Here is a 25353-nt window from a genome sequence, read left to right as displayed (position 1 = left end):
TGAAGGGGAGGGGTTTTAATGAGCAAAGAAAATAACTACCATCATCTCGCACAGAAAATCCTTGAGCTATGCGGAGGAAAATCCAATATTTCTTCATATACGCATTGCATGACACGCCTGCGCATTACGCCTTACGATGAAAGCAAAGCGGATGCTCAGGCTTTAAGAAAGCTTGACGGCGTATTGGGGGTCGTTGAAGCTGAAACCTTACAAATTATCCTCGGCACAGGAGTCGTCAATCATGTTACAGCTGTTTTCTCGAAGCTCGTGTCAGCAGCAGAAGAAGGTGCCGATGTCAAAGAAGCAGCGGCCAAAAAGAAAGCCGATATCAATCGAAAAAACGCCACTCCTTTTAAACTTTTCTTACGTAAAATTGCCAGCATTTTTATCCCTCTTATTCCCGCTCTAGTCGCTTCCGGTTTAATTACTGGGATTACCAAAGCAATTATTCAAGCAGGCTGGCTCTCTGCAGACTCACAAATTGCGGTTATCCTGACAGTCATCGGATCAGGGCTGTTCACTTATCTCGGCATTCTCGTTGGTATTAACGCTTCGAAAGAATTTGGCGGGACACCCGCACTTGGGGCTTTGGCCGGGATCTTGATTATCAATCCGGAGATCGCAAAAATCAGTTTATTTGGAGAAGAGCTTCTCCCGGGCAGGGGAGGTCTGATCGGCGTCCTTTTCGCAGCCATATTCATTGCTTACACCGAACAATTTATTCGCCGTTTTATTCCTCAATCACTCGATATCATTGTCACACCCACCGTTTCACTGTTAATCACCGGAATCGTAACGTATGTCGTATTTATGCCTTTAGGCGGATTCATTTCTGATGCCATTACATCCGGCCTACTGTCCATCCTGGACATCGGCGGCATCGCTGCGGGCTTTATTCTGGGCGCAACCTTCCTTCCTCTCGTCGTAACCGGACTGCATCAAGGCTTGACGCCTGTGCACATGGAACTAATCAATTCAATTGGCAATGACCCTCTGCTCCCTATTTTGGCTATGGGAGGTGCAGGACAGGTAGGCGCGGCCTTTGCCGTCTTCGTGAAGACGAAAAAAACAACACTGAGGAAAGCAATCGCCGGCGGGCTTCCATCGGGACTGCTCGGCATTGGTGAACCGCTTATTTTCGGAGTGACGCTGCCGCTTGGCCGTCCGTTTTTAACAGCATGTTTAGGAGCTGGAATCGGCGGCGCCTTTCAAGCTTATTTTCAAGTAGCCACCATTGCGATTGGTGTCTCCGGACTGCCGCTTTCCTTTCTAGTCCTGCCTTCGCAAATCATTTTGTATATCATTGGGCTCTTTATTTCCTACGCGGCCGGCTTTTTATTAACCTATGCATTCGGATATAAAGATGAAATGGCTTCACAGTTCGATTAAATTGTTTCTGTATTAGGGATAGTAAACGGGATAGAAGCACAGAAAGGGGCTAGCCTGTGAAAACAAAGACACTGTTCATATTCAGTGCCATTTTAACCCTATCGATATTCGCGCCAAATGAAACCTTCGCACAAACAGCAGACAACTTGGTTGAGCCGAAAACCATAAATGCAGAAACTGCACAATTCTCGACGAAGAAGCTAAGGAAGGTAGATCAGATGATAGAACGGGATATTGCAGCAGGATTTCCAGCGCCGTTCTTGTGGTGGTGAAGGATGGACGCATCATAAAAAAAGCAGCATACGGCTACAGTAAAAAGTACGAAGGATCAGAACTACTGCGCCGTCCGGCCAAAATGAAAACCCGCACGATGTTTGACTTAGCCTCAAATACAAAAATGTACGCAACAAATTTTGCATTGCAGCGCTTAGTCAGCCAAGGAAAACTTGACGTCTATGAAAAAGTTTCTGCATATTTGCCGGGTTTCAAGGATCAGCCGGGTGACCTCATAAAAGGAAAAGACAAGATACGTGTCATCGATGTCCTCCAGCACCAATCAGGGCTCCCATCAAGCTTTTACTTTTACACGCCGGAAAAAGCCGGCAAGTACTATTCCCAGGAACGGGACAAAACGATTGAATATTTGACGAAAATTCCACTCGATTATCAAACTGGGACAAAGCACGTATACAGTGACATTGGATATATGCTACTCGGATGTATTGTCGAAAAACTCACCGGCAAACCGCTTGATGTCTACACGGAGCAAGAGCTCTACAAACCGCTCAGGCTGAAGCATACCTTGTACAATCCGCTGCAAAAGGGCTTTAAACCGAAACAGTTCGCAGCTACTGAACGCATGGGCAATACACGTGACGGCGTTATTCAATTCCCTAACATCCGCACAAACTCGCTGCAAGGAGAAGTGCATGACGAAAAAGCGTTTTACTCAATGGATGGCGTGTCTGGGCATGCCGGATTGTTCTCAAATGCAGATGATATGGCCATACTGCTGCAAGTCATGTTAAACAAAGGTTCATACCGAAATATTTCTTTATTTGATCAGAAAACAGCCGACCTGTTTACAGCACCTTCAGCAACAGATCCGACATTCGCTCTTGGCTGGAGGCGGAACGGAAGTAAAAGCATGGAATGGATGTTTGGCCCTCATGCCAGTGAAAATGCTTACGGGCATACCGGCTGGACAGGGACAGTTACAATTATTGATCCAGCATACAATTTAGGCATCGCATTGTTAACAAATAAAAAGCATACACCAGTTATTGATCCGGAAGAAAATCCAAACGTCTTTGAGGGTGATCAATTTGCAACAGGCAGTTATGGAAGTGTCATAACCGCGATTTATGAAGCGATGGAATGAATGATTAGACGATAGGAGGAAGTTTCTATGAGACCTGTCTTTCCGCTTATCCTTTCAGCCGTTCTCTTTATTTCATGCTTTTTCGGGGCCAGACAGACAGAAGCCTCTGCATCCAAACGTGCAATCGATGCCAATCAGATTGTCAATCGTATGTCGTTAGACGAAAAACTCGGCCAGATGCTGATGCCTGATTTTAGAAACTGGCAAAAGGAAGGCGAGTCCTCTCCGCAAGCCCTTACAGAAATGAATGATGAAGTCGCCAGCCTCGTCAAGAAATATCAATTCGGAGGCATCATCCTTTTTGCAGAAAATGTAAAAACAACAAAACAAACTGTCCAACTGACAGACGATTACCAAAAGGCAAGTCCAAAAATCCCGCTCATGCTGAGTATTGATCAGGAAGGCGGCATTGTAACGAGGTTAGGGGAAGGCACTAATTTCCCAGGGAATATGGCGCTGGGCGCAGCCAGAAGCAGAATCAATGCGTATCAGACCGGCAGCATCATCGGGAAAGAGCTCTCTGCCTTAGGCATCAATACAGATTTCAGCCCTGTCGTGGACATTAACAATAATCCTGATAATCCTGTAATCGGCGTACGGTCATTCAGCTCCAATCGAGAACTGACATCACGCCTCGGTTTATACACGATGAAAGGGTTGCAGCGGCAGGATATCGCGTCTGCCCTCAAACATTTCCCGGGACATGGAGACACGGACGTTGACAGCCATTATGGACTGCCGCTCGTTTCCCATGGCCAAGAACGGCTTCGTGAGGTCGAGCTTTATCCTTTTCAAAAAGCAATTGATGCCGGTGCTGATATGGTAATGACAGCCCATGTTCAATTCCCTGCCTTCGACGACACCACATACAAAAGCAAACTCGATGGATCGGACATTCTGGTTCCAGCTACACTTTCAAAAAAAGTGATGACAGGTCTTCTTCGTCAGGAAATGGGCTTTAATGGTGTGATCGTTACCGATGCGCTCAATATGAAGGCAATCGCAGATCATTTCGGACAGGAAGAGGCTGTGGTCATGGCCGTAAAAGCTGGTGTCGATATTGCATTAATGCCAGCCTCAGTTACTTCAATGAAAGAAGAACAGAAATTCGCACGTGTTATTCAAGCTTTGAAAGAAGCCGTGAAAAACGGGGATATTCCTGAACAACAAATCAACAAATCAGTTGAAAGAATCATTTCCCTGAAAATAAAACGCGGCATGTATCCAGCGCGAAACAGCGACAGTACAAAAGAAAAAATAGCCAAAGCCAAAAAAATCGTAGGAAGCAAGCAGCACCTGAAAGCAGAGAAAAAAATAGCTGAAAAAGCAGTAACTGTATTAAAAAATGAACAGCACACTTTGCCGTTCAAGCCCAAAAAAGGCAGCCGAATCTTAATTGTGGCACCTTACGAAGAACAAACTGCTTCAATCGAACAAACCATTCACGATCTCATCAAGCGAAAGAAAATCAAATCCGTATCCCTCAGCAAAATGAATTTTGCCAATCAAGTATTTAATGCCGAGCATGCAAAACAAGTAAAAAAGGCTCATTATATCATAACCGGCTCCTATGTCGTCAAAAATGACCCTGTCGTCAACGACGGTGTCATCGACGACACAATATCAGATTCAAGCAAATGGGCCACCGTGTTTCCGAGAGCTGTCATGAAAGCCGCACTGCAGCACAACAAACCATTTGTCTTAATGAGCCTGCGCAACCCCTATGATGCCGCCAATTTCGAAGAAGCAAAGGCACTGATTGCAGTCTATGGCTTTAAAGGATACGCAAATGGCCGTTATCTTCAACCTAATATTCCGGCCGGAGTGATGGCGATATTCGGCCAGGCAAAACCTAAAGGCACACTTCCAGTTGACATCCCATCAGTCACGAACCCGGGGGACACCCTTTATCCATATGGCTACGGATTAAATATCAAAACGGGAAAACCGCTTTAATAAGGAGGGACACATGAGAAAAACAATATTCGCTTTTCTGACAGGGCTCATGATGTTCGGAACGATAACCGCTGCCTCTTCTTCACCCGATCCAAAGAATCAAACGGCTAAAAAGCTTAAAGTCCAAACTGGTATAGACACGCTCTTGCCAGACTATAAAAAACAGCTCAAGGGAAAACGTATCGGACTGATCACCAATCCAACCGGAGTAAACGCATCTCTGAAAAGCAGTGTCGATATTCTTTACGAGAACCCGGATATCAAACTGACAGCTTTATTCGGCCCTGAACACGGCGTCCGCGGTGACGCCCAGGCTGGAGACGAAGTAGGCTCTTACATTGACGAAAAAACCGGGGTTCCCGTATACAGCCTCTACGGAAAAACGAAAAAACCGACTCCAGAAATGCTGAAAAATGTCGATATTCTAATGTTTGACATTCAGGATGTCGGGACCCGTTTCTACACGTACATTTATACAATGGCATACGCAATGGAAGCCGCTAAAGAAAACGGCATTCCATTTATGGTGCTGGACCGTCCGAATCCTCAAGGCGGGAATCATATTGAAGGGCCAATCTTAGAACCTGAATACGCCTCATTTGTCGGATTGTATCCCATTCCATTGAAGCATGGGATGACGATAGGCGAATTGGCTTTACTGTTCAACAAAGAATTTGATATTGATGCCGATCTTACAGTGGTAAAAATGAAACACTGGAAACGAAAAATGGATTTTGACGATACCCGATTGCCTTTCGTCCTCCCTTCGCCTAACATGCCGACGGTGGAAAGCACATTTGTTTATCCTGCAACCGGGCTGATTGAAGGAACAAATATATCCGAAGGGCGAGGGACAACAAAGCCATTCGAATTGATCGGAGCTCCCTTTATCAAAAGCACAGAACTTGAAGAAACATTAAACAGCCTCCATTTGCCGGGCGTTACATTTAGGGCAGCATCCTTCACACCCACGTTTTCTAAACATCAAGGAACACTTTGCCACGGTGTGCAGCTCTATGTGACAGACAGAGATAAGTTTGAAGCCGTTAAAACAGGTCTTTCAGTCATTAAAACCATACACGATCTCTATCCTGAGGATTTTGAGTTCCTGTCAACAGGTTCATTTAATAAACTGGCAGGCAACGGCTGGATCAGGACAAAAATTAAAAATGGAACTTCGATTGAGGACATCATAAACAGCTATGAAAAAACACTCCAACAATTCAACAAAACAAGAAAAAAATATCTCATTTATTAGAACGTGAGCATTGTATGTTACACGTGTAACATATTCTTATCGAACGAAAGACCCTTACTTTTACACACGAGTAAGGGTTTTTTCATGCTAAAAACCCACACGCTTTATATAGGAAAACTTTCATTTATTTGGTACAATTTTTATTGAAAATGATTATCAATTGAACGTTTCTGAAAAGGTGGTCTACTCGTGCAAAATGCAGTGATTTATCAACCGGTACAAATTGAATATCTAAAAAAGACAAGTGATCTCTTCTCAGAACAGCAATTAGCCGATTCATTCGTGCTGATTTTTCATTTAAAAGGAAACGGCTATATTTCGATCGGAACAAACACCAATCCTCTGCAAAAAAAGACACTTTATGTTTGTCCGCCTAACGAGACCTTTGGCTTCACGCCAACAGCCGATGGACATATAGATGCCTGTCTGATCAGGCTTCAAAGCTATATCAAGGAAACCGGACAAGATATTTTCACACCGTGCACAGAATCGGAATTAGCCAACCTGAAGCTTATGAATGTTTCACATATCGAGAATCTTGCAGTCCGGCTTCAAGAGCTTGCCGCACTATGGAATGAATCGTCTCAGCTTTCTCAGCTAAAATGTGTGATTGAAGTACAAAGCCTGATTTATGACCTCTTTACTGCCAGTTTATCTGATCAAACGGATACACATTCAGCAATCGAAAAAACAAAACACTATATCGAAACCCATGCCGATACAAAAATCACGCTTGCCCAGCTGTCGCAAATGGCAGGAATCAGTGCCAAACACTACAGTGAAAGCTTTAAAAAATGGACAGGACAGAGCGTAACAGAATTTATTACGAAAACACGAATCACAAAGGCAAAACGGCTCATGGCAAAATCAAACTGCAAATTGAAAGAAATCGCACACCAAACCGGTTATCAAGATGAATTTTATTTCAGCAGAATCTTTAAAAAACATACAGGCTGTTCACCTACAAGCTATATGAAAAAACGCCGAAAGAAAATCGCCGCATACGGAAGGGGCACAATGGGCCATCTCATCCCTCTTCACCACATACCTTTTGCGGCCGCTCTGCATCCGAAATGGACGTCTTACTACTATCAGCATTATTCGACAGATATACCTGTCCAGCTCAGTGCATACCGGTTTAATGAAAAGTGGGAAGAAAACCTGTACACGTTATCACAGGCAGAACCAGATGTGATTGTCAGCATGGATTCTATTTCTCCAGAAGAACAAGATCGCCTGAATCGCATCGCAGAAGTCATGTACCTTCCTTCAGAAGAAAGCTGGAGAACCCACTTTCTGCAAACTGCCTCATTTTTAAAGGAGGAGTCCGAAGCAGAAAAGTGGCTAGCGGATTATGACCAGCAGACAACAGCCGCCAAAAAAACACTTCAGCACGTTCAAGGGCTGCGTTTTCTCTTTTTGAGGCTGCATAAGCAAAACTTCTATTTGGCACATAACCGAAGTGTCCGCGAAGTTTTCTTTGGGGATTTAGGTTTCAGCTCGGCAACAACGGCTGACACACCTTCAGAACAAGCGATTTCGTTAGAAAATATCGCAAATTACCAAGCTGACTGTATGATGCTTTTTCTTTTTAAAGAGCCGGAGACCATAGCTTACTACCAGCAATTACAGCAGACAGAAGCATGGCAAAACCTAAGCGCGGTACGGAATAACCGTGTTTATCTTCTATCCCTTGACCCGTGGAATGAATACTCAGCTTGCGGGCACGAACGCATCGTTCAGCAAACTGTTTCTTTATTATCCGGAGATTGTCCATGATAAATCAGGAATTTGTCCATGGTGTTATATCTGTTCATTCTCTATAATTCCAATTGATAATAGTTATCAATTGAACAGGAGGCTCTATAGATGAAAAAGATATCTCTTACCTTATTAATCTTGCTTCTCGCTCTGACGGCGGCAGCTTGCGGCAGCAAAAATGAATCAACTGCCAGCAAGGCAAGCGGCACAGCATCTGAGAAGAAGAAAATTGAATACCTTGATAAAACATATGAAGTAACTGTACCGACAGACAAAATCGCCATTACGGGAAGCGTTGAATCAATGGAAGACGCGAAATTGCTTGACGTTCATCCGCAAGGCGCAATTTCATTCTCCGGCAAATTCCCTGATATGTTCAAAGACATCACTGATAAAGCCAAACCAACCGGAGAAAAAATGGAGCCAAATATTGAAAAGATTCTTGAAATGAAGCCAGATGTTATCCTTGCTTCAACAAAGTTTCCGGAAAAAACGCTTCAAAAAATCAGCACAGCAGGCACGACGATCCCAGTTTCTCATATCTCTTCAAACTGGAAGGAAAACATGATGCTGCTTGCCCAGCTGACTGGAAAAGAGAAAAAAGCAAAGAAAATTATTGCAGACTATGAACAGGATCTAAAAGAAACAAAAACAAAAATCAACGATAAAGCGAAAGATTCAAAAGCGCTTGTCATCAGAATCAGACAAGGCAACATTTATATTTACCCTGAACAGGTGTATTTCAACTCCACACTATACGGTGATTTAGGCCTTAAGGCGCCGAACGAAGTAAAAGCTGCAAAAGCGCAAGAGCTGATTTCATTAGAAAAATTAAGTGAAATGAACCCGGACCATATTTTCGTCCAATTTTCTGATGATGAAAATGCAGACAAACCTGATGCCTTAAAAGATTTAGAGAAAAATCCAATCTGGAAAAGCCTTAAAGCAGTCAAAGAAGACCATGTGTATGTCAACTCAGTGGACCCTCTCGCACAAGGCGGCACAGCTTGGAGCAAAGTCCGTTTCCTGAAAGCGGCTGCTGAAAAATTGACACAAAACTAATTCAGAGTAGGTTTTTGTATGTATTCAAAACAGTGGACACGTATCATATTGATTACTTCTCCATTCGCTATAGCGCTGTCACTTTTGCTTTCAATCCTTTATGGGGCAAAGCATCTTAGCACAGATATTGTTTTTACATCTCTTATTCATTTCGATCCGGGAAACACAGACCATCAAATTATATGGCATTCCCGGATTCCAAGGGCTGCCGGCGCTCTGCTCATAGGGGCAGCCCTTGCTGTTTCTGGAGCGCTTATGCAGGGCATTACGCGCAATTATTTAGCTTCGCCATCCATTATGGGTGTTTCAGATGGTTCAGCGTTTATCATTACGCTTTGCATGGTTCTGCTCCCGCAATCATCTTCGATTGAAATGATGATATACTCTTTTATCGGCTCAGCGTTAGGAGCTGTGTTAGTATTCGGCCTTGCCGCCATGATGCCAAACGGATTTACCCCCGTGCAACTCGCCATCATCGGCACAGTCACAAGCATGCTGCTCAGCAGCTTATCAGCGGCCATGTCGATTTATTTTCAAATTTCTCAGGATCTCAGTTTCTGGTACAGTGCCAGACTTCATCAAATGAGTCCAGATTTCCTGAAGCTTGCCGCTCCGTTTTTCCTGATTGGCATCATAATGGCCATTTCTCTCAGCAAAAAGGTAACCGCTGTATCATTAGGGGACGACATTTCTAAAAGCCTGGGGCAAAAGAAAAAAACCATTAAAATCATGGCAATGCTTTCCGTCATCATTCTAACCGGCAGTGCCGTAGCGCTGGCCGGAAAAATTGCGTTTGTCGGGTTGGTTGTTCCGCATATCACGAGATTTCTCGTCGGCTCTGATTACAGCAGGCTGATTCCGTGCTCCTGTATTTTGGGCGGAATCTTTTTAACCCTGTGTGATCTCGCAAGCAGATTTATCAACTATCCGTTTGAAACACCGATTGAGGTCGTAACATCCATTATCGGCGTACCTTTCTTCCTTTATTTAATTAAACGAAAAGGAGGGGAGCAAAATGGCTAAAAAATATGCATTGTTCATCGCTTTGATTCTTGTTGTCAGCTATTTCAGCTTAACGAGCGGATCATTTTCTGTTCGTCCTGCTGAGCTGCTCTCCACTCTTTTTCAAATCGACCCGAATCCGCAGTATGAAATTTTGCTGTTCGATTTAAGACTGCCGCGGGTTGTCATGGCTGCTATTATTGGACTCGGTCTTGGCATTGCAGGCGCTGTTATCCAGGCCATCACGAGAAACGGGCTTGCTGATCCTGGAATTCTCGGAATCAACGCAGGGGCAGGAGCCGGCATTGTAGCGTTTATGCTCGTATTCCAAGGCCAGAAGGAAGTGACATCCATAGCGGCAGCGATGGGAATGCCGCTCTTTGGATTGATAGGCGGGCTCATCGCGGCGATCCTGATTTACATATTTGCATGGCACAGAGGCAATTTAGATTCAGGAAGAATTATTCTGGTAGGGATTGCGATCAATTCAGGATTCAGCGCCCTGTCTTTGTTTTTATCTTTAAAAATGGACCCGCAAGACTATCAAATGGCCATGGTGTGGAAAAACGGAAGCATCTGGTCTGCCAACTGGACGTATATCACAGCCGTACTCCCATGGATGCTGCTGTTTATACCGATTCTTATCGGCAAATCCCGCCTGCTCGACACCATTCGTTTTGATGAAGACACAGTCAGAAGCCTCGGCATTTCATCAAATAAAGAAAAAACCATCCTGCTCGTAGCCTGTGTAGCAATCATCAGCGCCTGTGTCTCCGTAGCGGGAAGCATGGCGTTTGTCGGCTTAATTGCTCCCCATATCTCACGGAGACTGGCTGGCGTCGAACATCGCTATATCCTGCCACTGAGCGGTTTAATCGGGATGCTTCTTGTGATAAGCGCAGACTTTGCCGGAAAACTATTTTTTCAGCCCGCAGAAGTGCCCGCAGGCATCATTTTGGCGATCCTCGGAGTTCCTTATTTCTTATATTTGCTTTTCAAGCAAAAAAAGGGGGAGAATGCTTGAAAGGATCTCTTTCAGAACACAAAGCCGGCAACAGGAGGTTCACGCTGTACCTCCCTCCTTCCTACAGCACAGACAGCGGGGGATTTCCTGCTGTTTATGTGCAGGATGGCAATTCTTTGTTTCACGACGAAATTGAATTTTTAGAAAGCATGTTTCAACAGCAAAGGCTCCCTGAACTCCTGCTAATTGGTATCGAACCCGAAAACCGGCTTGATGAATACACCCCATGGCCGGCTGCATCACTCAGTGATCGATTCACGGACTTCGGCGGAATGGGATATCACTATCTGTCTGATATAACGAACCAGTTCATTCCGCTAATCGAAGAAAACTGGAACGTCACCAGGGAACCGCAGTCAAGAGGAATGATCGGTGCCTCATTAGGCGGCCTCATCTCAATGTTCGCCTTATTAAAATATCCGTCAATGTTCGGGAAAATAGGCTCTATATCAGGTTCATACTGGTACGAGAACGCAGCGGAAACCATTCATATATCTTTTTTAAAGCCCGTCACTGCACGTGTTTTCATGTCTGTCGGGAGTGAAGAAGGCCGTGAAAAACAATCCATTCAGCGACATATGCTGAAAAAAACAAAGCAAGTTCATCAAAGTCTAAAAGAAAAAGGCTTCACTGAAGACCAGTTGTGTCTTTCAATTGAAAAAGGAGCGGTACACCACCGCAAGTATTTCTGCAAGCAGTTCATCAACGCGCTCGAATGGCTATACGGAAAAAACCGCTCAACCCTATGAGCGGTTTTTTTATGCTTTCTGCAACATTGGTTTTAATTCAAAACGATTCAGCATATAGCCAAACAAAGCAGCCAATATCTGCTGAAACAGCATGCCGATCACAACAGGAACGGCAACCTGAGACGGGAAGAACGTAACGGCAAGAACTGCGCCGGCACTAATATTCCTCATGCCTCCCGTAAATATAAGAGAGACTATTTCCTCTTGGCGCCTTTTCATCATTTTTCCGATCAGCCAAGCAGCGGCATAGCCTGTTAACGCGATAAAGAATACCGTTACAGCTATTCCTGCAAATCTCAAATCAATGGATTTGAAATAAGGAGCAATCGCTGAACTGTTAATCGCAATCACTGCCATCAAGCAAAGCTTTGAAAAAGGCGACAGCGCACTGCTCACAGACGCAGTTCTTTCTGGAGATGACACCTGATTAAACAGCATGCCCAGAAAAGAAGGAATCACGACCATTATAATCAGACCTTTCATCATTCCCCACACATCCATATGAACCTGAGCGCCGGCCAGCAATGAAAGACTCAGCGGTACGATTAGCGGTGACAGCACAGTATCAACTAGAATAATCGAAAGTGTCAAACCGACATTCCCTTTGTACATCGCTGCCCAAATCAAGCTTGTAATCCCCGTAGGAATCACAACAGCCAATGTTAAACCGGTAATCGTCAAAGGATCACCTTTAAAAATAAGATGGCCGCTGCCCCAAGCAAAAAGCGGCATAAAAATATGAAGAACGAATAGTGCAAGAATCATAGGGAGAGGGTGAGACAATGCATGTCTCAAAGATTGAAAGTTCGCGCTCAAACTGCCTGCAAACGTAATAAAAGCAAAGATCCAAGGCACAGCCCATTCATACCCATGTAAAAACTGAGACAGCAGCACGCCCAACACCACACTAGTCGGCGTCAACAGCGGCATAACCCTCCCCAATACACGGTTCAGCTTCTGAAGCATCATATGCAAGTCCCCTATTTAAAATTTCTCTTCTCTCTATTATATCAATGCTGCTTAAGTGTATGTTATATAAAAAAGCCCAGATCTCATTAATCTGGGCTTCTCTATTTTATGCCATCTGTTTCATTAGAGATTTACTCGCTTTATTCAAACCTTTTAACTCAGCTTCAATGCCTTGTTCCTTAAACTTCGCAACAATCTTATCAAGTGCGGCCGCACCAGAATCGTCCCATACGTGAGCTTCAGTTAAGTCAATCACAACCCGCTCAATATCCTCTTGATATATAAACGCATTTGCAAGATCCGTCACTGACGCAAAAAAGATTTGCCCCTTCACTTGATACGTTCTAAGCTTTTGATCCTCTGCATGAGAAACGATTTTCAGCTTCGAGATTTTTGCCACAAAGAACACGGCACTTAAAAGAACACCGACAAATACACCTTTAGATAAGTCATCCGTCACAACAACCGTAACCACAGTCACAACCATGACAATCGAGTCCGTGAGCGGCGCTTTTTTGAGACCTTTTAAGGAAGACCAATCAAATGTGCCGACAGACACCATAACCATTACAGCCACTAACGCCGCCATTGGGATTTTCACCACGACATGACTTAACACCGCAATTAAAAACATCAGAAAAGCACCGGCAACAAATGCTGACAAACGTCCGCGACCACCCGCTTTTGTATTAATGACAGATTGTCCGATCATAGCGCATCCTGCCATTCCGCCAAAGAATCCAGTCACGATATTCGCAATTCCCTGTCCGCGGCTCTCTTTATTTTTATCACTGTCCGTATCCGTCATTTCATCAATAATCTGTGCTGTCAGCAAAGATTCAAGCAACCCGACAAACGCTAAAGCAATTGAATAAGGAAAAATAATTTGCAGTGTTTCAAAGGTAAACGGAACATCAGGGATTAAGAAATGAGGCAATGAACTAGAAATATTGCCCATATCACCAACCGTCCGCACATCCACATGGAAAGTGACCGCAATAATTGTCATCACAATAATCGCCACAAGCGGAGACGGAACAGCAGTCGTAAACCTTGGCAGCACATAAATAATAACCAACGACCCGGCAAGCATCGCATACATACTCCAAGAAGCACCTTCAAACTGGGGAAGCTGCGCAGAGAAGATAAGGATCGCCAGCGCATTCACAAAACCGATCATCACAGAACGCGGGATGAATTTCATTAATCTTGCAATTTTACTGATACCTAAAATCACCTGAATAATACCTGTCAAAATCGTAGCCGCAAATAAATACTGAAGCCCATGATCAGCAACCAGCGACACCATAACGACTGCCATTGAGCCTGTCGCAGCTGAAATCATGCCAGGTCTGCCGCCAAAAAAAGAAATAATAATGGCTATACAAAATGACGCATAAAGACCGACCATCGGATCCACACCGGCTATAATAGAAAAGCCAATCGCTTCAGGTATTAACGCTAACGCAACTAAAATGCCAGCAAGAATGTCTTTTCGGATATTCCCGAACCATTGCTGTTTTAATGTAAAACTATTATTCAAATATAACGACTCCTTTTTAGTAAAAAATAAATCCGCACCATATCTTTTGTATTGGGAGCTTTTTTTATTTTACGGGAGAAAATGAAAAGAAAAACGACCGGGGAAAAAGGGGAAACGTTGAGTATATTGTATTGAGGCAAGGAGTTGTCATACAAAGAGTATCATAATAAATTTTTATCAATTACGCAAGATGAATGCTGAAGAAAAAAATGGCTCAAATATAGTCTGAGACATTTTATCATATCCGGATGAAACCAAGAATCGTTTTAATGACAGTAATATCTTTTCTCTCATTTGGCAACCCGAGCCGGTTTCCGAACAAACGACAGGCATGCTACTCGTTGCCAATGGATTGGCGGCTCTATCCTGCCAATCGCAGTCGGATGGAGTCTGGATGAGTCTCCCGTACAACCTGCATTTTGATTATTTATGACTCTCAACAGATATAAAATAAAAAACCCAGCTCAATGAGCTGAGTTTAAGCTTGCTTGGCGGCGTCCTACTCTCACAGGGGGAAACCCCCGACTACCATCGGCGCTGAAGAGCTTAACTTCCGTGTTCGGTATGGGAACGGGTGTGACCTCTTCGCTATCGCCACCAAACAAATTGAGAGTGTTCTCTCAAAACTAGATAACAGGTGTGACATCATTCAAAATGTGGTTAAGTCCTCGATCGATTAGTATCTGTCAGCTCCATGTGTCGCCACACTTCCACCTCAGACCTATCAACCTGATCATCTTTCAGGGATCTTACTTCCTTGCGGAATGGGAAATCTCATCTTGAGGGGGGCTTCATGCTTAGATGCTTTCAGCACTTATCCCGTCCGCACATAGCTACCCAGCGATGCCCTTGGCAGAACAACTGGTACACCAGCGGTGCGTCCATCCCGGTCCTCTCGTACTAAGGACAGCTCCTCTCAAATTTCCTGCGCCCGCGACGGATAGGGACCGAACTGTCTCACGACGTTCTGAACCCAGCTCGCGTACCGCTTTAATGGGCGAACAGCCCAACCCTTGGGACCGACTACAGCCCCAGGATGCGATGAGCCGACATCGAGGTGCCAAACCTCCCCGTCGATGTGGACTCTTGGGGGAGATAAGCCTGTTATCCCCGGGGTAGCTTTTATCCGTTGAGCGATGGCCCTTCCATGCGGAACCACCGGATCACTAAGCCCGACTTTCGTCCCTGCTCGACTTGTAGGTCTCGCAGTCAAGCTCCCTTGTGCCTTTACACTCTGCGAATGATTTCCAACCATTCTGAGGGAACCTTTGGGCGCCTCCGTTACCTTTTAGGAGGCGACCGCCCCAGTCAAACTGCCCACCTGACACTGTCTCCCCGCCCGATAAGGGCGGCGGGTTAGAAGGTCAATACAGCCAGGGTAGTATCCCACCGATGCCTCCACCGAAGCTGGCGCTCCGGTTTCCAAGGCTCCTACCTATCCTGTACAAGCTGTACCAACATTCAATATCAGGCTGCAGTAAAGCTCCACGGGGTCTTTCCGTCCTGTCGCGGGTAACCTGCATCTTCACAGGTACTATAATTTCACCGAGTCTCTCGTTGAGACAGTGCCCAGATCGTTGCGCCTTTCGTGCGGGTCGGAACTTACCCGACAAGGAATTTCGCTACCTTAGGACCGTTATAGTTACGGCCGCCGTTTACTGGGGCTTCAATTCGCACCTTCGCTTACGCTAAGCGCTCCTCTTAACCTTCCAGCACCGGGCAGGCGTCAGCCCCTATACTTCGCCTTACGGCTTCGCAGAGACCTGTGTTTTTGCTAAACAGTCGCCTGGGCCTATTCACTGCGGCTCTCTCGGGCTTGCACCCTAACAGAGCACCCCTTCTCCCGAAGTTACGGGGTCATTTTGCCGAGTTCCTTAACGAGAGTTCTCTCGATCACCTTAGGATTCTCTCCTCGCCTACCTGTGTCGGTTTGCGGTACGGGCACCTCTCACCTCGCTAGAGGCTTTTCTTGGCAGTGTGGAATCAGGAACTTCGCTACTATATTTCGCTCGCCATCACAGCTCAGCCTTATGGGAAACGGATTTGCCTATTTCCCAGCCTAACTGCTTGGACGCGGATATCCAATACCGCGCTTACCCTATCCTCCTGCGTCCCCCCATTGCTCAAATGGTGAGGAGGTGGTACAGGAATATCAACCTGTTGTCCATCGCCTACGCCTTTCGGCCTCGGCTTAGGTCCCGACTAACCCTGAGCGGACGAGCCTTCCTCAGGAAACCTTAGGCATTCGGTGGAGGGGATTCTCACCCCTCTTTCGCTACTCATACCGGCATTCTCACTTCTAAGCGCTCCACCAGTCCTTCCGGTCTGGCTTCACAGCCCTTAGAACGCTCTCCTACCACTGTTCGAAGAACAGTCCGCAGCTTCGGTGATACGTTTAGCCCCGGTACATTTTCGGCGCAGAGTCACTCGACCAGTGAGCTATTACGCACTCTTTAAATGGTGGCTGCTTCTAAGCCAACATCCTGGTTGTCTAAGCAACTCCACATCCTTTTCCACTTAACGTATACTTTGGGACCTTAGCTGGCGGTCTGGGCTGTTTCCCTTTCGACTACGGATCTTATCACTCGCAGTCTGACTCCCAAGGATAAGTCATTGGCATTCGGAGTTTGACTGAATTCGGTAACCCGGTAGGGGCCCCTAGTCCAATCAGTGCTCTACCTCCAAGACTCTTACCTTGAGGCTAGCCCTAAAGCTATTTCGGAGAGAACCAGCTATCTCCAGGTTCGATTGGCATTTCACCCCTACCCACACCTCATCCCCGCACTTTTCAACGTGCGTGGGTTCGGGCCTCCATTCAGTGTTACCTGAACTTCACCCTGGACATGGGTAGATCACCTGGTTTCGGGTCTACGACCACGTACTCATGCGCCCTATTCAGACTCGCTTTCGCTGCGGCTCCGCATCTTCTGCTTAACCTTGCACGGGATCGTAACTCGCCGGTTCATTCTACAAAAGGCACGCCATCACCCGTTAACGGGCTCTGACTACTTGTAGGCACACGGTTTCAGGATCTCTTTCACTCCCCTTCCGGGGTGCTTTTCACCTTTCCCTCACGGTACTGGTTCACTATCGGTCACTAGGGAGTATTTAGCCTTGGGAGATGGTCCTCCCGGATTCCGACGGAATTTCACGTGTTCCGCCGTACTCAGGATCCACTCAGGAGAGAACGAAGTTTTGACTACAGGGCTGTTACCTCCTATGGCGGGCCTTTCCAGACCTCTTCATCTACCTCGTTCCTTTGTAACTCCGTACAGAGTGTCCTACAACCCCAAGAGGCAAGCCTCTTGGTTTGGGCTAATCCCGTTTCGCTCGCCGCTACTCAGGGAATCGCATTTGCTTTCTCTTCCTCCGGGTACTTAGATGTTTCAGTTCCCCGGGTCTGCCTTCTCATATCCTATGAATTCAGATATGGATACCACTCCATTACGAGTGGTGGGTTTCCCCATTCGGAAATCTCCGGATCAAAGCTTGCTTACAGCTCCCCGAAGCATATCGGTGTTCGTCCCGTCCTTCATCGGCTCCTAGTGCCAAGGCATCCACCGTGCGCCCTTTCTAACTTAACCGTTAAAAAGAATCACTATGTGATATCTTGTATTACTAATTGAATGTGATGTCTACTGTTATCTAGTTTTCAAAGAACACGTTTCGAAGGAATGATCCTTCAAAACTAAACAAGACAGGGAACGTTCTGTTTATAAGACCCAAGGTCTTATATTCCGTATAATATCCTTAGAAAGGAGGTGATCCAGCCGCACCTTCCGATACGGCTACCTTGTTACGACTTCACCCCAATCATCTGTCCCACCTTCGGCGGCTGGCTCCTAAAAGGTTACCTCACCGACTTCGGGTGTTACAAACTCTCGTGGTGTGACGGGCGGTGTGTACAAGGCCCGGGAACGTATTCACCGCGGCATGCTGATCCGCGATTACTAGCGATTCCAGCTTCACGCAGTCGAGTTGCAGACTGCGATCCGAACTGAGAACAGATTTGTGGGATTGGCTTAACCTCGCGGTTTCGCTGCCCTTTGTTCTGTCCATTGTAGCACGTGTGTAGCCCAGGTCATAAGGGGCATGATGATTTGACGTCATCCCCACCTTCCTCCGGTTTGTCACCGGCAGTCACCTTAGAGTGCCCAACTGAATGCTGGCAACTAAGATCAAGGGTTGCGCTCGTTGCGGGACTTAACCCAACATCTCACGACACGAGCTGACGACAACCATGCACCACCTGTCACTCTGCCCCCGAAGGGGACGTCCTATCTCTAGGATTGTCAGAGGATGTCAAGACCTGGTAAGGTTCTTCGCGTTGCTTCGAATTAAACCACATGCTCCACCGCTTGTGCGGGCCCCCGTCAATTCCTTTGAGTTTCAGTCTTGCGACCGTACTCCCCAGGCGGAGTGCTTAATGCGTTAGCTGCAGCACTAAGGGGCGGAAACCCCCTAACACTTAGCACTCATCGTTTACGGCGTGGACTACCAGGGTATCTAATCCTGTTCGCTCCCCACGCTTTCGCTCCTCAGCGTCAGTTACAGACCAGAGAGTCGCCTTCGCCACTGGTGTTCCTCCACATCTCTACGCATTTCACCGCTACACGTGGAATTCCACTCTCCTCTTCTGCACTCAAGTTCCCCAGTTTCCAATGACCCTCCCCGGTTGAGCCGGGGGCTTTCACATCAGACTTAAGAAACCGCCTGCGAGCCCTTTACGCCCAATAATTCCGGACAACGCTTGCCACCTACGTATTACCGCGGCTGCTGGCACGTAGTTAGCCGTGGCTTTCTGGTTAGGTACCGTCAAGGTACCGCCCTATTCGAACGGTACTTGTTCTTCCCTAACAACAGAGCTTTACGATCCGAAAACCTTCATCACTCACGCGGCGTTGCTCCGTCAGACTTTCGTCCATTGCGGAAGATTCCCTACTGCTGCCTCCCGTAGGAGTCTGGGCCGTGTCTCAGTCCCAGTGTGGCCGATCACCCTCTCAGGTCGGCTACGCATCGTTGCCTTGGTGAGCCATTACCTCACCAACTAGCTAATGCGCCGCGGGTCCATCTGTAAGTGGTAGCCGAAGCCACCTTTTATGTTTGAACCATGCGGTTCAAACAACCATCCGGTATTAGCCCCGGTTTCCCGGAGTTATCCCAGTCTTACAGGCAGGTTACCCACGTGTTACTCACCCGTCCGCCGCTAACATCAGGGAGCAAGCTCCCATCTGTCCGCTCGACTTGCATGTATTAGGCACGCCGCCAGCGTTCGTCCTGAGCCAGGATCAAACTCTCCGATAAAGTAGTTTGACTGACTACGCACATCGCTGTGCGATTTTTAAAAACTGAATTAACAGGTACGTTTTGTCTTGTTTAGTTTTCAAAGATCATTTTGTTTGTCCGCTTTGTTAAAGCGACTTTATTAGTATACAACGTCACTTCTTCAAAGTCAACAACTTTTTTTAAAAATTACACTAACGTGCAATTGCTTGGCGGCGTCCTACTCTCACAGGGGGAAACCCCCGACTACCATCGGCGCTGAAGAGCTTAACTTCCGTGTTCGGTATGGGAACGGGTGTGACCTCTTCGCTATCGCCACCAAACAAATTGAGAGTGTTCTCTCAAAACTAGATAACAGGTGTGACATCATTCAAAAATATGGTTAAGTCCTCGATCGATTAGTATCTGTCAGCTCCATGTGTCGCCACACTTCCACCTCAGACCTATCAACCTGATCATCTTTCAGGGATCTTACTTCCTTACGGAATGGGAAATCTCATCTTGAGGGGGGCTTCATGCTTAGATGCTTTCAGCACTTATCCCGTCCGCACATAGCTACCCAGCGATGCCCTTGGCAGAACAACTGGTACACCAGCGGTGCGTCCATCCCGGTCCTCTCGTACTAAGGACAGCTCCTCTCAAATTTCCTGCGCCCGCGACGGATAGGGACCGAACTGTCTCACGACGTTCTGAACCCAGCTCGCGTACCGCTTTAATGGGCGAACAGCCCAACCCTTGGGACCGACTACAGCCCCAGGATGCGATGAGCCGACATCGAGGTGCCAAACCTCCCCGTCGATGTGGACTCTTGGGGGAGATAAGCCTGTTATCCCCGGGGTAGCTTTTATCCGTTGAGCGATGGCCCTTCCATGCGGAACCACCGGATCACTAAGCCCGACTTTCGTCCCTGCTCGACTTGTAGGTCTCGCAGTCAAGCTCCCTTGTGCCTTTACACTCTGCGAATGATTTCCAACCATTCTGAGGGAACCTTTGGGCGCCTCCGTTACCTTTTAGGAGGCGACCGCCCCAGTCAAACTGCCCACCTGACACTGTCTCCCCGCCCGATAAGGGCGGCGGGTTAGAAGGTCAATACAGCCAGGGTAGTATCCCACCGATGCCTCCACCGAAGCTGGCGCTCCGGTTTCCAAGGCTCCTACCTATCCTGTACAAGCTGTACCAACATTCAATATCAGGCTGCAGTAAAGCTCCACGGGGTCTTTCCGTCCTGTCGCGGGTAACCTGCATCTTCACAGGTACTATAATTTCACCGAGTCTCTCGTTGAGACAGTGCCCAGATCGTTGCGCCTTTCGTGCGGGTCGGAACTTACCCGACAAGGAATTTCGCTACCTTAGGACCGTTATAGTTACGGCCGCCGTTTACTGGGGCTTCAATTCGCACCTTCGCTTACGCTAAGCGCTCCTCTTAACCTTCCAGCACCGGGCAGGCGTCAGCCCCTATACTTCGCCTTACGGCTTCGCAGAGACCTGTGTTTTTGCTAAACAGTCGCCTGGGCCTATTCACTGCGGCTCTCTCGGGCTTGCACCCTAACAGAGCACCCCTTCTCCCGAAGTTACGGGGTCATTTTGCCGAGTTCCTTAACGAGAGTTCTCTCGATCACCTTAGGATTCTCTCCTCGCCTACCTGTGTCGGTTTGCGGTACGGGCACCTCTCACCTCGCTAGAGGCTTTTCTTGGCAGTGTGGAATCAGGAACTTCGCTACTATATTTCGCTCGCCATCACAGCTCAGCCTTATGGGAAACGGATTTGCCTATTTCCCAGCCTAACTGCTTGGACGCGGATATCCAATACCGCGCTTACCCTATCCTCCTGCGTCCCCCCATTGCTCAAATGGTGAGGAGGTGGTACAGGAATATCAACCTGTTGTCCATCGCCTACGCCTTTCGGCCTCGGCTTAGGTCCCGACTAACCCTGAGCGGACGAGCCTTCCTCAGGAAACCTTAGGCATTCGGTGGAGGGGATTCTCACCCCTCTTTCGCTACTCATACCGGCATTCTCACTTCTAAGCGCTCCACCAGTCCTTCCGGTCTGGCTTCACAGCCCTTAGAACGCTCTCCTACCACTGTTCGAAGAACAGTCCGCAGCTTCGGTGATACGTTTAGCCCCGGTACATTTTCGGCGCAGAGTCACTCGACCAGTGAGCTATTACGCACTCTTTAAATGGTGGCTGCTTCTAAGCCAACATCCTGGTTGTCTAAGCAACTCCACATCCTTTTCCACTTAACGTATACTTTGGGACCTTAGCTGGCGGTCTGGGCTGTTTCCCTTTCGACTACGGATCTTATCACTCGCAGTCTGACTCCCAAGGATAAGTCATTGGCATTCGGAGTTTGACTGAATTCGGTAACCCGGTAGGGGCCCCTAGTCCAATCAGTGCTCTACCTCCAAGACTCTTACCTTGAGGCTAGCCCTAAAGCTATTTCGGAGAGAACCAGCTATCTCCAGGTTCGATTGGCATTTCACCCCTACCCACACCTCATCCCCGCACTTTTCAACGTGCGTGGGTTCGGGCCTCCATTCAGTGTTACCTGAACTTCACCCTGGACATGGGTAGATCACCTGGTTTCGGGTCTACGACCACGTACTCATGCGCCCTATTCAGACTCGCTTTCGCTGCGGCTCCGCATCTTCTGCTTAACCTTGCACGGGATCGTAACTCGCCGGTTCATTCTACAAAAGGCACGCCATCACCCGTTAACGGGCTCTGACTACTTGTAGGCACACGGTTTCAGGATCTCTTTCACTCCCCTTCCGGGGTGCTTTTCACCTTTCCCTCACGGTACTGGTTCACTATCGGTCACTAGGGAGTATTTAGCCTTGGGAGATGGTCCTCCCGGATTCCGACGGAATTTCACGTGTTCCGCCGTACTCAGGATCCACTCAGGAGAGAACGAAGTTTTGACTACAGGGCTGTTACCTCCTATGGCGGGCCTTTCCAGACCTCTTCATCTACCTCGTTCTTTTGTAACTCCGTACAGAGTGTCCTACAACCCCAAGAGGCAAGCCTCTTGGTTTGGGCTGATCCCGTTTCGCTCGCCGCTACTCAGGGAATCGCATTTGCTTTCTCTTCCTCCGGGTACTTAGATGTTTCAGTTCCCCGGGTCTGCCTTCTCATATCCTATGAATTCAGATATGGATACCACTCCATTACGAGTGGTGGGTTTCCCCATTCGGAAATCTCCGGATCAAAGCTTGCTTACAGCTCCCCGAAGCATATCGGTGTTCGTCCCGTCCTTCATCGGCTCCTAGTGCCAAGGCATCCACCGTGCGCCCTTTCTAACTTAACCGTTAAAAAGAATCACTATGTGATATCTTGTGTTACTAATTGAATGTGATGTCTACTGTTATCTAGTTTTCAAAGAACACGTTTCGAAGGAATGATCCTTCAAAACTAAACAAGACAGGGAACGTTCTGTTTATAAGACCCAAGGTCTTATATTCCGTATAATATCCTTAGAAAGGAGGTGATCCAGCCGCACCTTCCGATACGGCTACCTTGTTACGACTTCACCCCAATCATCTGTCCCACCTTCGGCGGCTGGCTCCTAAAAGGTTACCTCACCGACTTCGGGTGTTACAAACTCTCGTGGTGTGACGGGCGGTGTGTACAAGGCCCGGGAACGTATTCACCGCGGCATGCTGATCCGCGATTACTAGCGATTCCAGCTTCACGCAGTCGAGTTGCAGACTGCGATCCGAACTGAGAACAGATTTGTGGGATTGGCTTAACCTCGCGGTTTCGCTGCCCTTTGTTCTGTCCATTGTAGCACGTGTGTAGCCCAGGTCATAAGGGGCATGATGATTTGACGTCATCCCCACCTTCCTCCGGTTTGTCACCGGCAGTCACCTTAGAGTGCCCAACTGAATGCTGGCAACTAAGATCAAGGGTTGCGCTCGTTGCGGGACTTAACCCAACATCTCACGACACGAGCTGACGACAACCATGCACCACCTGTCACTCTGCCCCCGAAGGGGACGTCCTATCTCTAGGATTGTCAGAGGATGTCAAGACCTGGTAAGGTTCTTCGCGTTGCTTCGAATTAAACCACATGCTCCACCGCTTGTGCGGGCCCCCGTCAATTCCTTTGAGTTTCAGTCTTGCGACCGTACTCCCCAGGCGGAGTGCTTAATGCGTTAGCTGCAGCACTAAGGGGCGGAAACCCCCTAACACTTAGCACTCATCGTTTACGGCGTGGACTACCAGGGTATCTAATCCTGTTCGCTCCCCACGCTTTCGCTCCTCAGCGTCAGTTACAGACCAGAGAGTCGCCTTCGCCACTGGTGTTCCTCCACATCTCTACGCATTTCACCGCTACACGTGGAATTCCACTCTCCTCTTCTGCACTCAAGTTCCCCAGTTTCCAATGACCCTCCCCGGTTGAGCCGGGGGCTTTCACATCAGACTTAAGAAACCGCCTGCGAGCCCTTTACGCCCAATAATTCCGGACAACGCTTGCCACCTACGTATTACCGCGGCTGCTGGCACGTAGTTAGCCGTGGCTTTCTGGTTAGGTACCGTCAAGGTACCGCCCTATTCGAACGGTACTTGTTCTTCCCTAACAACAGAGCTTTACGATCCGAAAACCTTCATCACTCACGCGGCGTTGCTCCGTCAGACTTTCGTCCATTGCGGAAGATTCCCTACTGCTGCCTCCCGTAGGAGTCTGGGCCGTGTCTCAGTCCCAGTGTGGCCGATCACCCTCTCAGGTCGGCTACGCATCGTTGCCTTGGTGAGCCATTACCTCACCAACTAGCTAATGCGCCGCGGGTCCATCTGTAAGTGGTAGCCGAAGCCACCTTTTATGTTTGAACCATGCGGTTCAAACAACCATCCGGTATTAGCCCCGGTTTCCCGGAGTTATCCCAGTCTTACAGGCAGGTTACCCACGTGTTACTCACCCGTCCGCCGCTAACATCAGGGAGCAAGCTCCCATCTGTCCGCTCGACTTGCATGTATTAGGCACGCCGCCAGCGTTCGTCCTGAGCCAGGATCAAACTCTCCGATAAAGTAGTTTGACTGACTACGCACATCGCTGTGCGATTTTTAAAAACTGAATTAACAGGTACGTTTTGTCTTGTTTAGTTTTCAAAGATCATTTTGTTTGTCCTCTTTGTTAAAGCAACTTTATTAGTATACAACGTCACTTCTTCAAAGTCAACAACTTTTTTAAAAAACTTTTGGTGGAGCCTAGCGGGATCGAACCGCTGACCTCCTGCGTGCAAAGCAGGCGCTCTCCCAGCTGAGCTAAGGCCCCATAAAAAATGGTCGGGAAGACAGGATTCGAACCTGCGACCCCATGGTCCCAAACCATGTGCTCTACCAAGCTGAGCTACTTCCCGATTCCCTATCTATTCTATTAAAAGATATGGCGCGCCCGAGAGGAGTCGAACCCCTAACCTTTTGATCCGTAGTCAAACGCTCTATCCAATTGAGCTACGGGCGCAATTCAATTTACAATATCCCGTTGGGATAAATGGAGCGGAAGACGGGATTCGAACCCGCGACCCCCACCTTGGCAAGGTGGTGTTCTACCACTGAACTACTTCCGCATATCGCAATAAAAAAAGCTTTCTCCTTATGAGAAACCTTGGTAATAATACATTTAATAAAGCTTCCAAGCGGGCTCGAACCGCTGACCTCTTCCTTACCATGGAAGTGCTCTACCTGCTGAGCTATGGAAGCAATGGCTCCGCAGGTAGGATTCGAACCTACGACCGATCGGTTAACAGCCGATAGCTCTACCACTGAGCTACTGCGGAATAATATAAAGCTTCATAAACAAACATGGTAGAATTAATAAATCTGCTTGGCGGCGTCCTACTCTCACAGGGGGAAACCCCCGACTACCATCGGCGCTGAAGAGCTTAACTTCCGTGTTCGGTATGGGAACGGGTGTGACCTCTTCGCTATCGCCACCAAACAAATTGAGAGTGTTCTCTCAAAACTAGATAACAGG

At 47.5% G+C, this 25353-nt stretch carries 10 protein-coding genes, 6 tRNA genes, 7 rRNA genes and 1 pseudogene; 9 read left to right on the top strand and 15 right to left on the bottom strand.

Features of this window, described 5'->3' with window-relative positions; genetic code table 11:
• Window positions 1-18 precede the first annotated feature (18 nt).
• The 9 genes and pseudogenes from AC0OMA_RS01110 (at window position 19) to AC0OMA_RS01070 (ending at window position 11582) form a co-directional block, all read left to right on the top strand.
• A complete protein-coding gene (locus tag AC0OMA_RS01110) occupies window positions 19-1389 on the top strand; it encodes a PTS transporter subunit EIIC (protein ID WP_474221818.1) in 1371 nt (456 codons plus the stop codon).
• 56 nt (window positions 1390-1445) lie between these two features.
• A pseudogene (amiE, locus tag AC0OMA_RS01105) lies at window positions 1446-2770 on the top strand (N-acetylmuramoyl-L-alanine amidase).
• Window positions 2771-2797: 27 nt separating this feature from the next.
• A complete protein-coding gene (gene nagZ, locus AC0OMA_RS01100) occupies window positions 2798-4726 on the top strand; it encodes a beta-N-acetylhexosaminidase (protein ID WP_046340198.1) in 1929 nt (642 codons plus the stop codon).
• 13 nt (window positions 4727-4739) lie between these two features.
• Window positions 4740-5984, top strand: a complete 1245-nt coding sequence (locus AC0OMA_RS01095; protein WP_015382609.1) for an exo-beta-N-acetylmuramidase NamZ family protein — start codon at window positions 4740-4742, stop codon at window positions 5982-5984.
• 189 nt (window positions 5985-6173) lie between these two features.
• On the top strand, window positions 6174-7763 hold the full coding sequence (btr, locus tag AC0OMA_RS01090; RefSeq protein WP_474221817.1) for a bacillibactin transport transcriptional regulator Btr: 1590 nt from the start codon (window positions 6174-6176) through the stop codon (window positions 7761-7763).
• Window positions 7764-7853: 90 nt separating this feature from the next.
• Complete coding sequence (feuA, locus tag AC0OMA_RS01085; protein WP_014478641.1) at window positions 7854-8807, top strand: iron ABC transporter substrate-binding protein FeuA; 954 nt, start codon at window positions 7854-7856, stop codon at window positions 8805-8807.
• Window positions 8808-8825: 18 nt separating this feature from the next.
• The gene (locus tag AC0OMA_RS01080) at window positions 8826-9830 is read left to right on the top strand and encodes a FecCD family ABC transporter permease (RefSeq protein ID WP_003234979.1); all 1005 of its coding nucleotides are present in this window, start codon (window positions 8826-8828) and stop codon (window positions 9828-9830) included.
• On the top strand, window positions 9823-10833 hold the full coding sequence (gene feuC / locus AC0OMA_RS01075) for an iron ABC transporter permease FeuC (protein ID WP_474221816.1): 1011 nt from the start codon (window positions 9823-9825) through the stop codon (window positions 10831-10833). The genes AC0OMA_RS01080 and feuC overlap by 8 nt, the downstream gene beginning before the upstream one ends.
• Entirely contained in the window at window positions 10830-11582 is a 753-nt protein-coding gene (locus AC0OMA_RS01070) for an alpha/beta hydrolase (RefSeq protein WP_063335958.1), read from the top strand. Before feuC ends, AC0OMA_RS01070 begins: the two co-directional genes overlap by 4 nt.
• 9 nt (window positions 11583-11591) lie before the next feature.
• Here the strand turns inward: AC0OMA_RS01070 and AC0OMA_RS01065 are convergent, their stop codons facing one another.
• The 15 genes from AC0OMA_RS01065 to rrf (AC0OMA_RS00995) form a co-directional block, all read right to left on the bottom strand.
• The gene (locus tag AC0OMA_RS01065; protein ID WP_181218379.1) at window positions 11592-12512 is read right to left on the bottom strand and encodes a bile acid:sodium symporter family protein; all 921 of its coding nucleotides are present in this window, start codon (window positions 12510-12512) and stop codon (window positions 11592-11594) included.
• 145 nt (window positions 12513-12657) lie between these two features.
• A complete protein-coding gene (locus AC0OMA_RS01060; protein ID WP_046340197.1) occupies window positions 12658-14094 on the bottom strand; it encodes a SulP family inorganic anion transporter in 1437 nt (478 codons plus the stop codon).
• A gap of 486 nt (window positions 14095-14580) precedes the next feature.
• Window positions 14581-14696, bottom strand: a 5S ribosomal RNA gene (gene rrf / locus AC0OMA_RS01055).
• A 54-nt stretch (window positions 14697-14750) separates the two neighbouring features.
• Window positions 14751-17678: ribosomal RNA gene (locus AC0OMA_RS01050) — 23S ribosomal RNA — on the bottom strand.
• A gap of 170 nt (window positions 17679-17848) precedes the next feature.
• Window positions 17849-19398 (bottom strand): 16S ribosomal RNA (locus AC0OMA_RS01045).
• A 186-nt stretch (window positions 19399-19584) separates the two neighbouring features.
• A 5S ribosomal RNA gene (gene rrf / locus AC0OMA_RS01040) occupies window positions 19585-19700 on the bottom strand.
• A 55-nt stretch (window positions 19701-19755) separates the two neighbouring features.
• A 23S ribosomal RNA gene (locus AC0OMA_RS01035) occupies window positions 19756-22683 on the bottom strand.
• A 170-nt stretch (window positions 22684-22853) separates the two neighbouring features.
• Window positions 22854-24403 (bottom strand): 16S ribosomal RNA (locus AC0OMA_RS01030).
• Window positions 24404-24575: 172 nt separating this feature from the next.
• Window positions 24576-24651, bottom strand: a tRNA-Ala gene (locus AC0OMA_RS01025).
• Window positions 24652-24659: 8 nt separating this feature from the next.
• Window positions 24660-24736: transfer RNA gene (locus AC0OMA_RS01020), tRNA-Pro, on the bottom strand.
• 27 nt (window positions 24737-24763) lie between these two features.
• Window positions 24764-24840, bottom strand: a tRNA-Arg gene (locus AC0OMA_RS01015).
• 31 nt (window positions 24841-24871) lie between these two features.
• Window positions 24872-24946: transfer RNA gene (locus AC0OMA_RS01010), tRNA-Gly, on the bottom strand.
• 60 nt (window positions 24947-25006) lie between these two features.
• Window positions 25007-25079, bottom strand: a tRNA-Thr gene (locus tag AC0OMA_RS01005).
• Window positions 25080-25081: 2 nt separating this feature from the next.
• Window positions 25082-25156, bottom strand: a tRNA-Asn gene (locus AC0OMA_RS01000).
• 45 nt (window positions 25157-25201) lie between these two features.
• Window positions 25202-25317: ribosomal RNA gene (gene rrf / locus AC0OMA_RS00995) — 5S ribosomal RNA — on the bottom strand.
• Together the 16S, 23S and 5S rRNA genes with 6 tRNA genes alongside form the textbook arrangement of a ribosomal RNA operon.
• Window positions 25318-25353 lie beyond the last annotated feature (36 nt).

The sequence above is a fragment of the Bacillus sp. AMCV2 genome (assembly GCF_056033925.1).
The sequence above is the reverse complement of the archived record's forward strand: the minus strand, read 5'-3'. Positions and strand labels throughout refer to the sequence as shown.

Bases quoted from the DNA above. Each gene is read 5' to 3' on its own strand.
- AC0OMA_RS01110 (WP_474221818.1), top strand. From the start codon at position 19: ATGAGCAAAGAAAATAACTACCATCATCTCGCACAGAAAATCCTTGAG.
- nagZ (WP_046340198.1), top strand. From the start codon at position 2,798: ATGAGACCTGTCTTTCCGCTTATCCTTTCAGCCGTTCTCTTTATTTCA.
- AC0OMA_RS01095 (WP_015382609.1), top strand. From the start codon at position 4,740: ATGAGAAAAACAATATTCGCTTTTCTGACAGGGCTCATGATGTTCGGA.
- feuA (WP_014478641.1), top strand. From the start codon at position 7,854: ATGAAAAAGATATCTCTTACCTTATTAATCTTGCTTCTCGCTCTGACG.
- AC0OMA_RS01080 (WP_003234979.1), top strand. From the start codon at position 8,826: ATGTATTCAAAACAGTGGACACGTATCATATTGATTACTTCTCCATTC.
- feuC (WP_474221816.1), top strand. From the start codon at position 9,823: ATGGCTAAAAAATATGCATTGTTCATCGCTTTGATTCTTGTTGTCAGC.
- AC0OMA_RS01065 (WP_181218379.1), bottom strand. From the start codon at position 12,512: ATGCCGCTGTTGACGCCGACTAGTGTGGTGTTGGGCGTGCTGCTGTCT.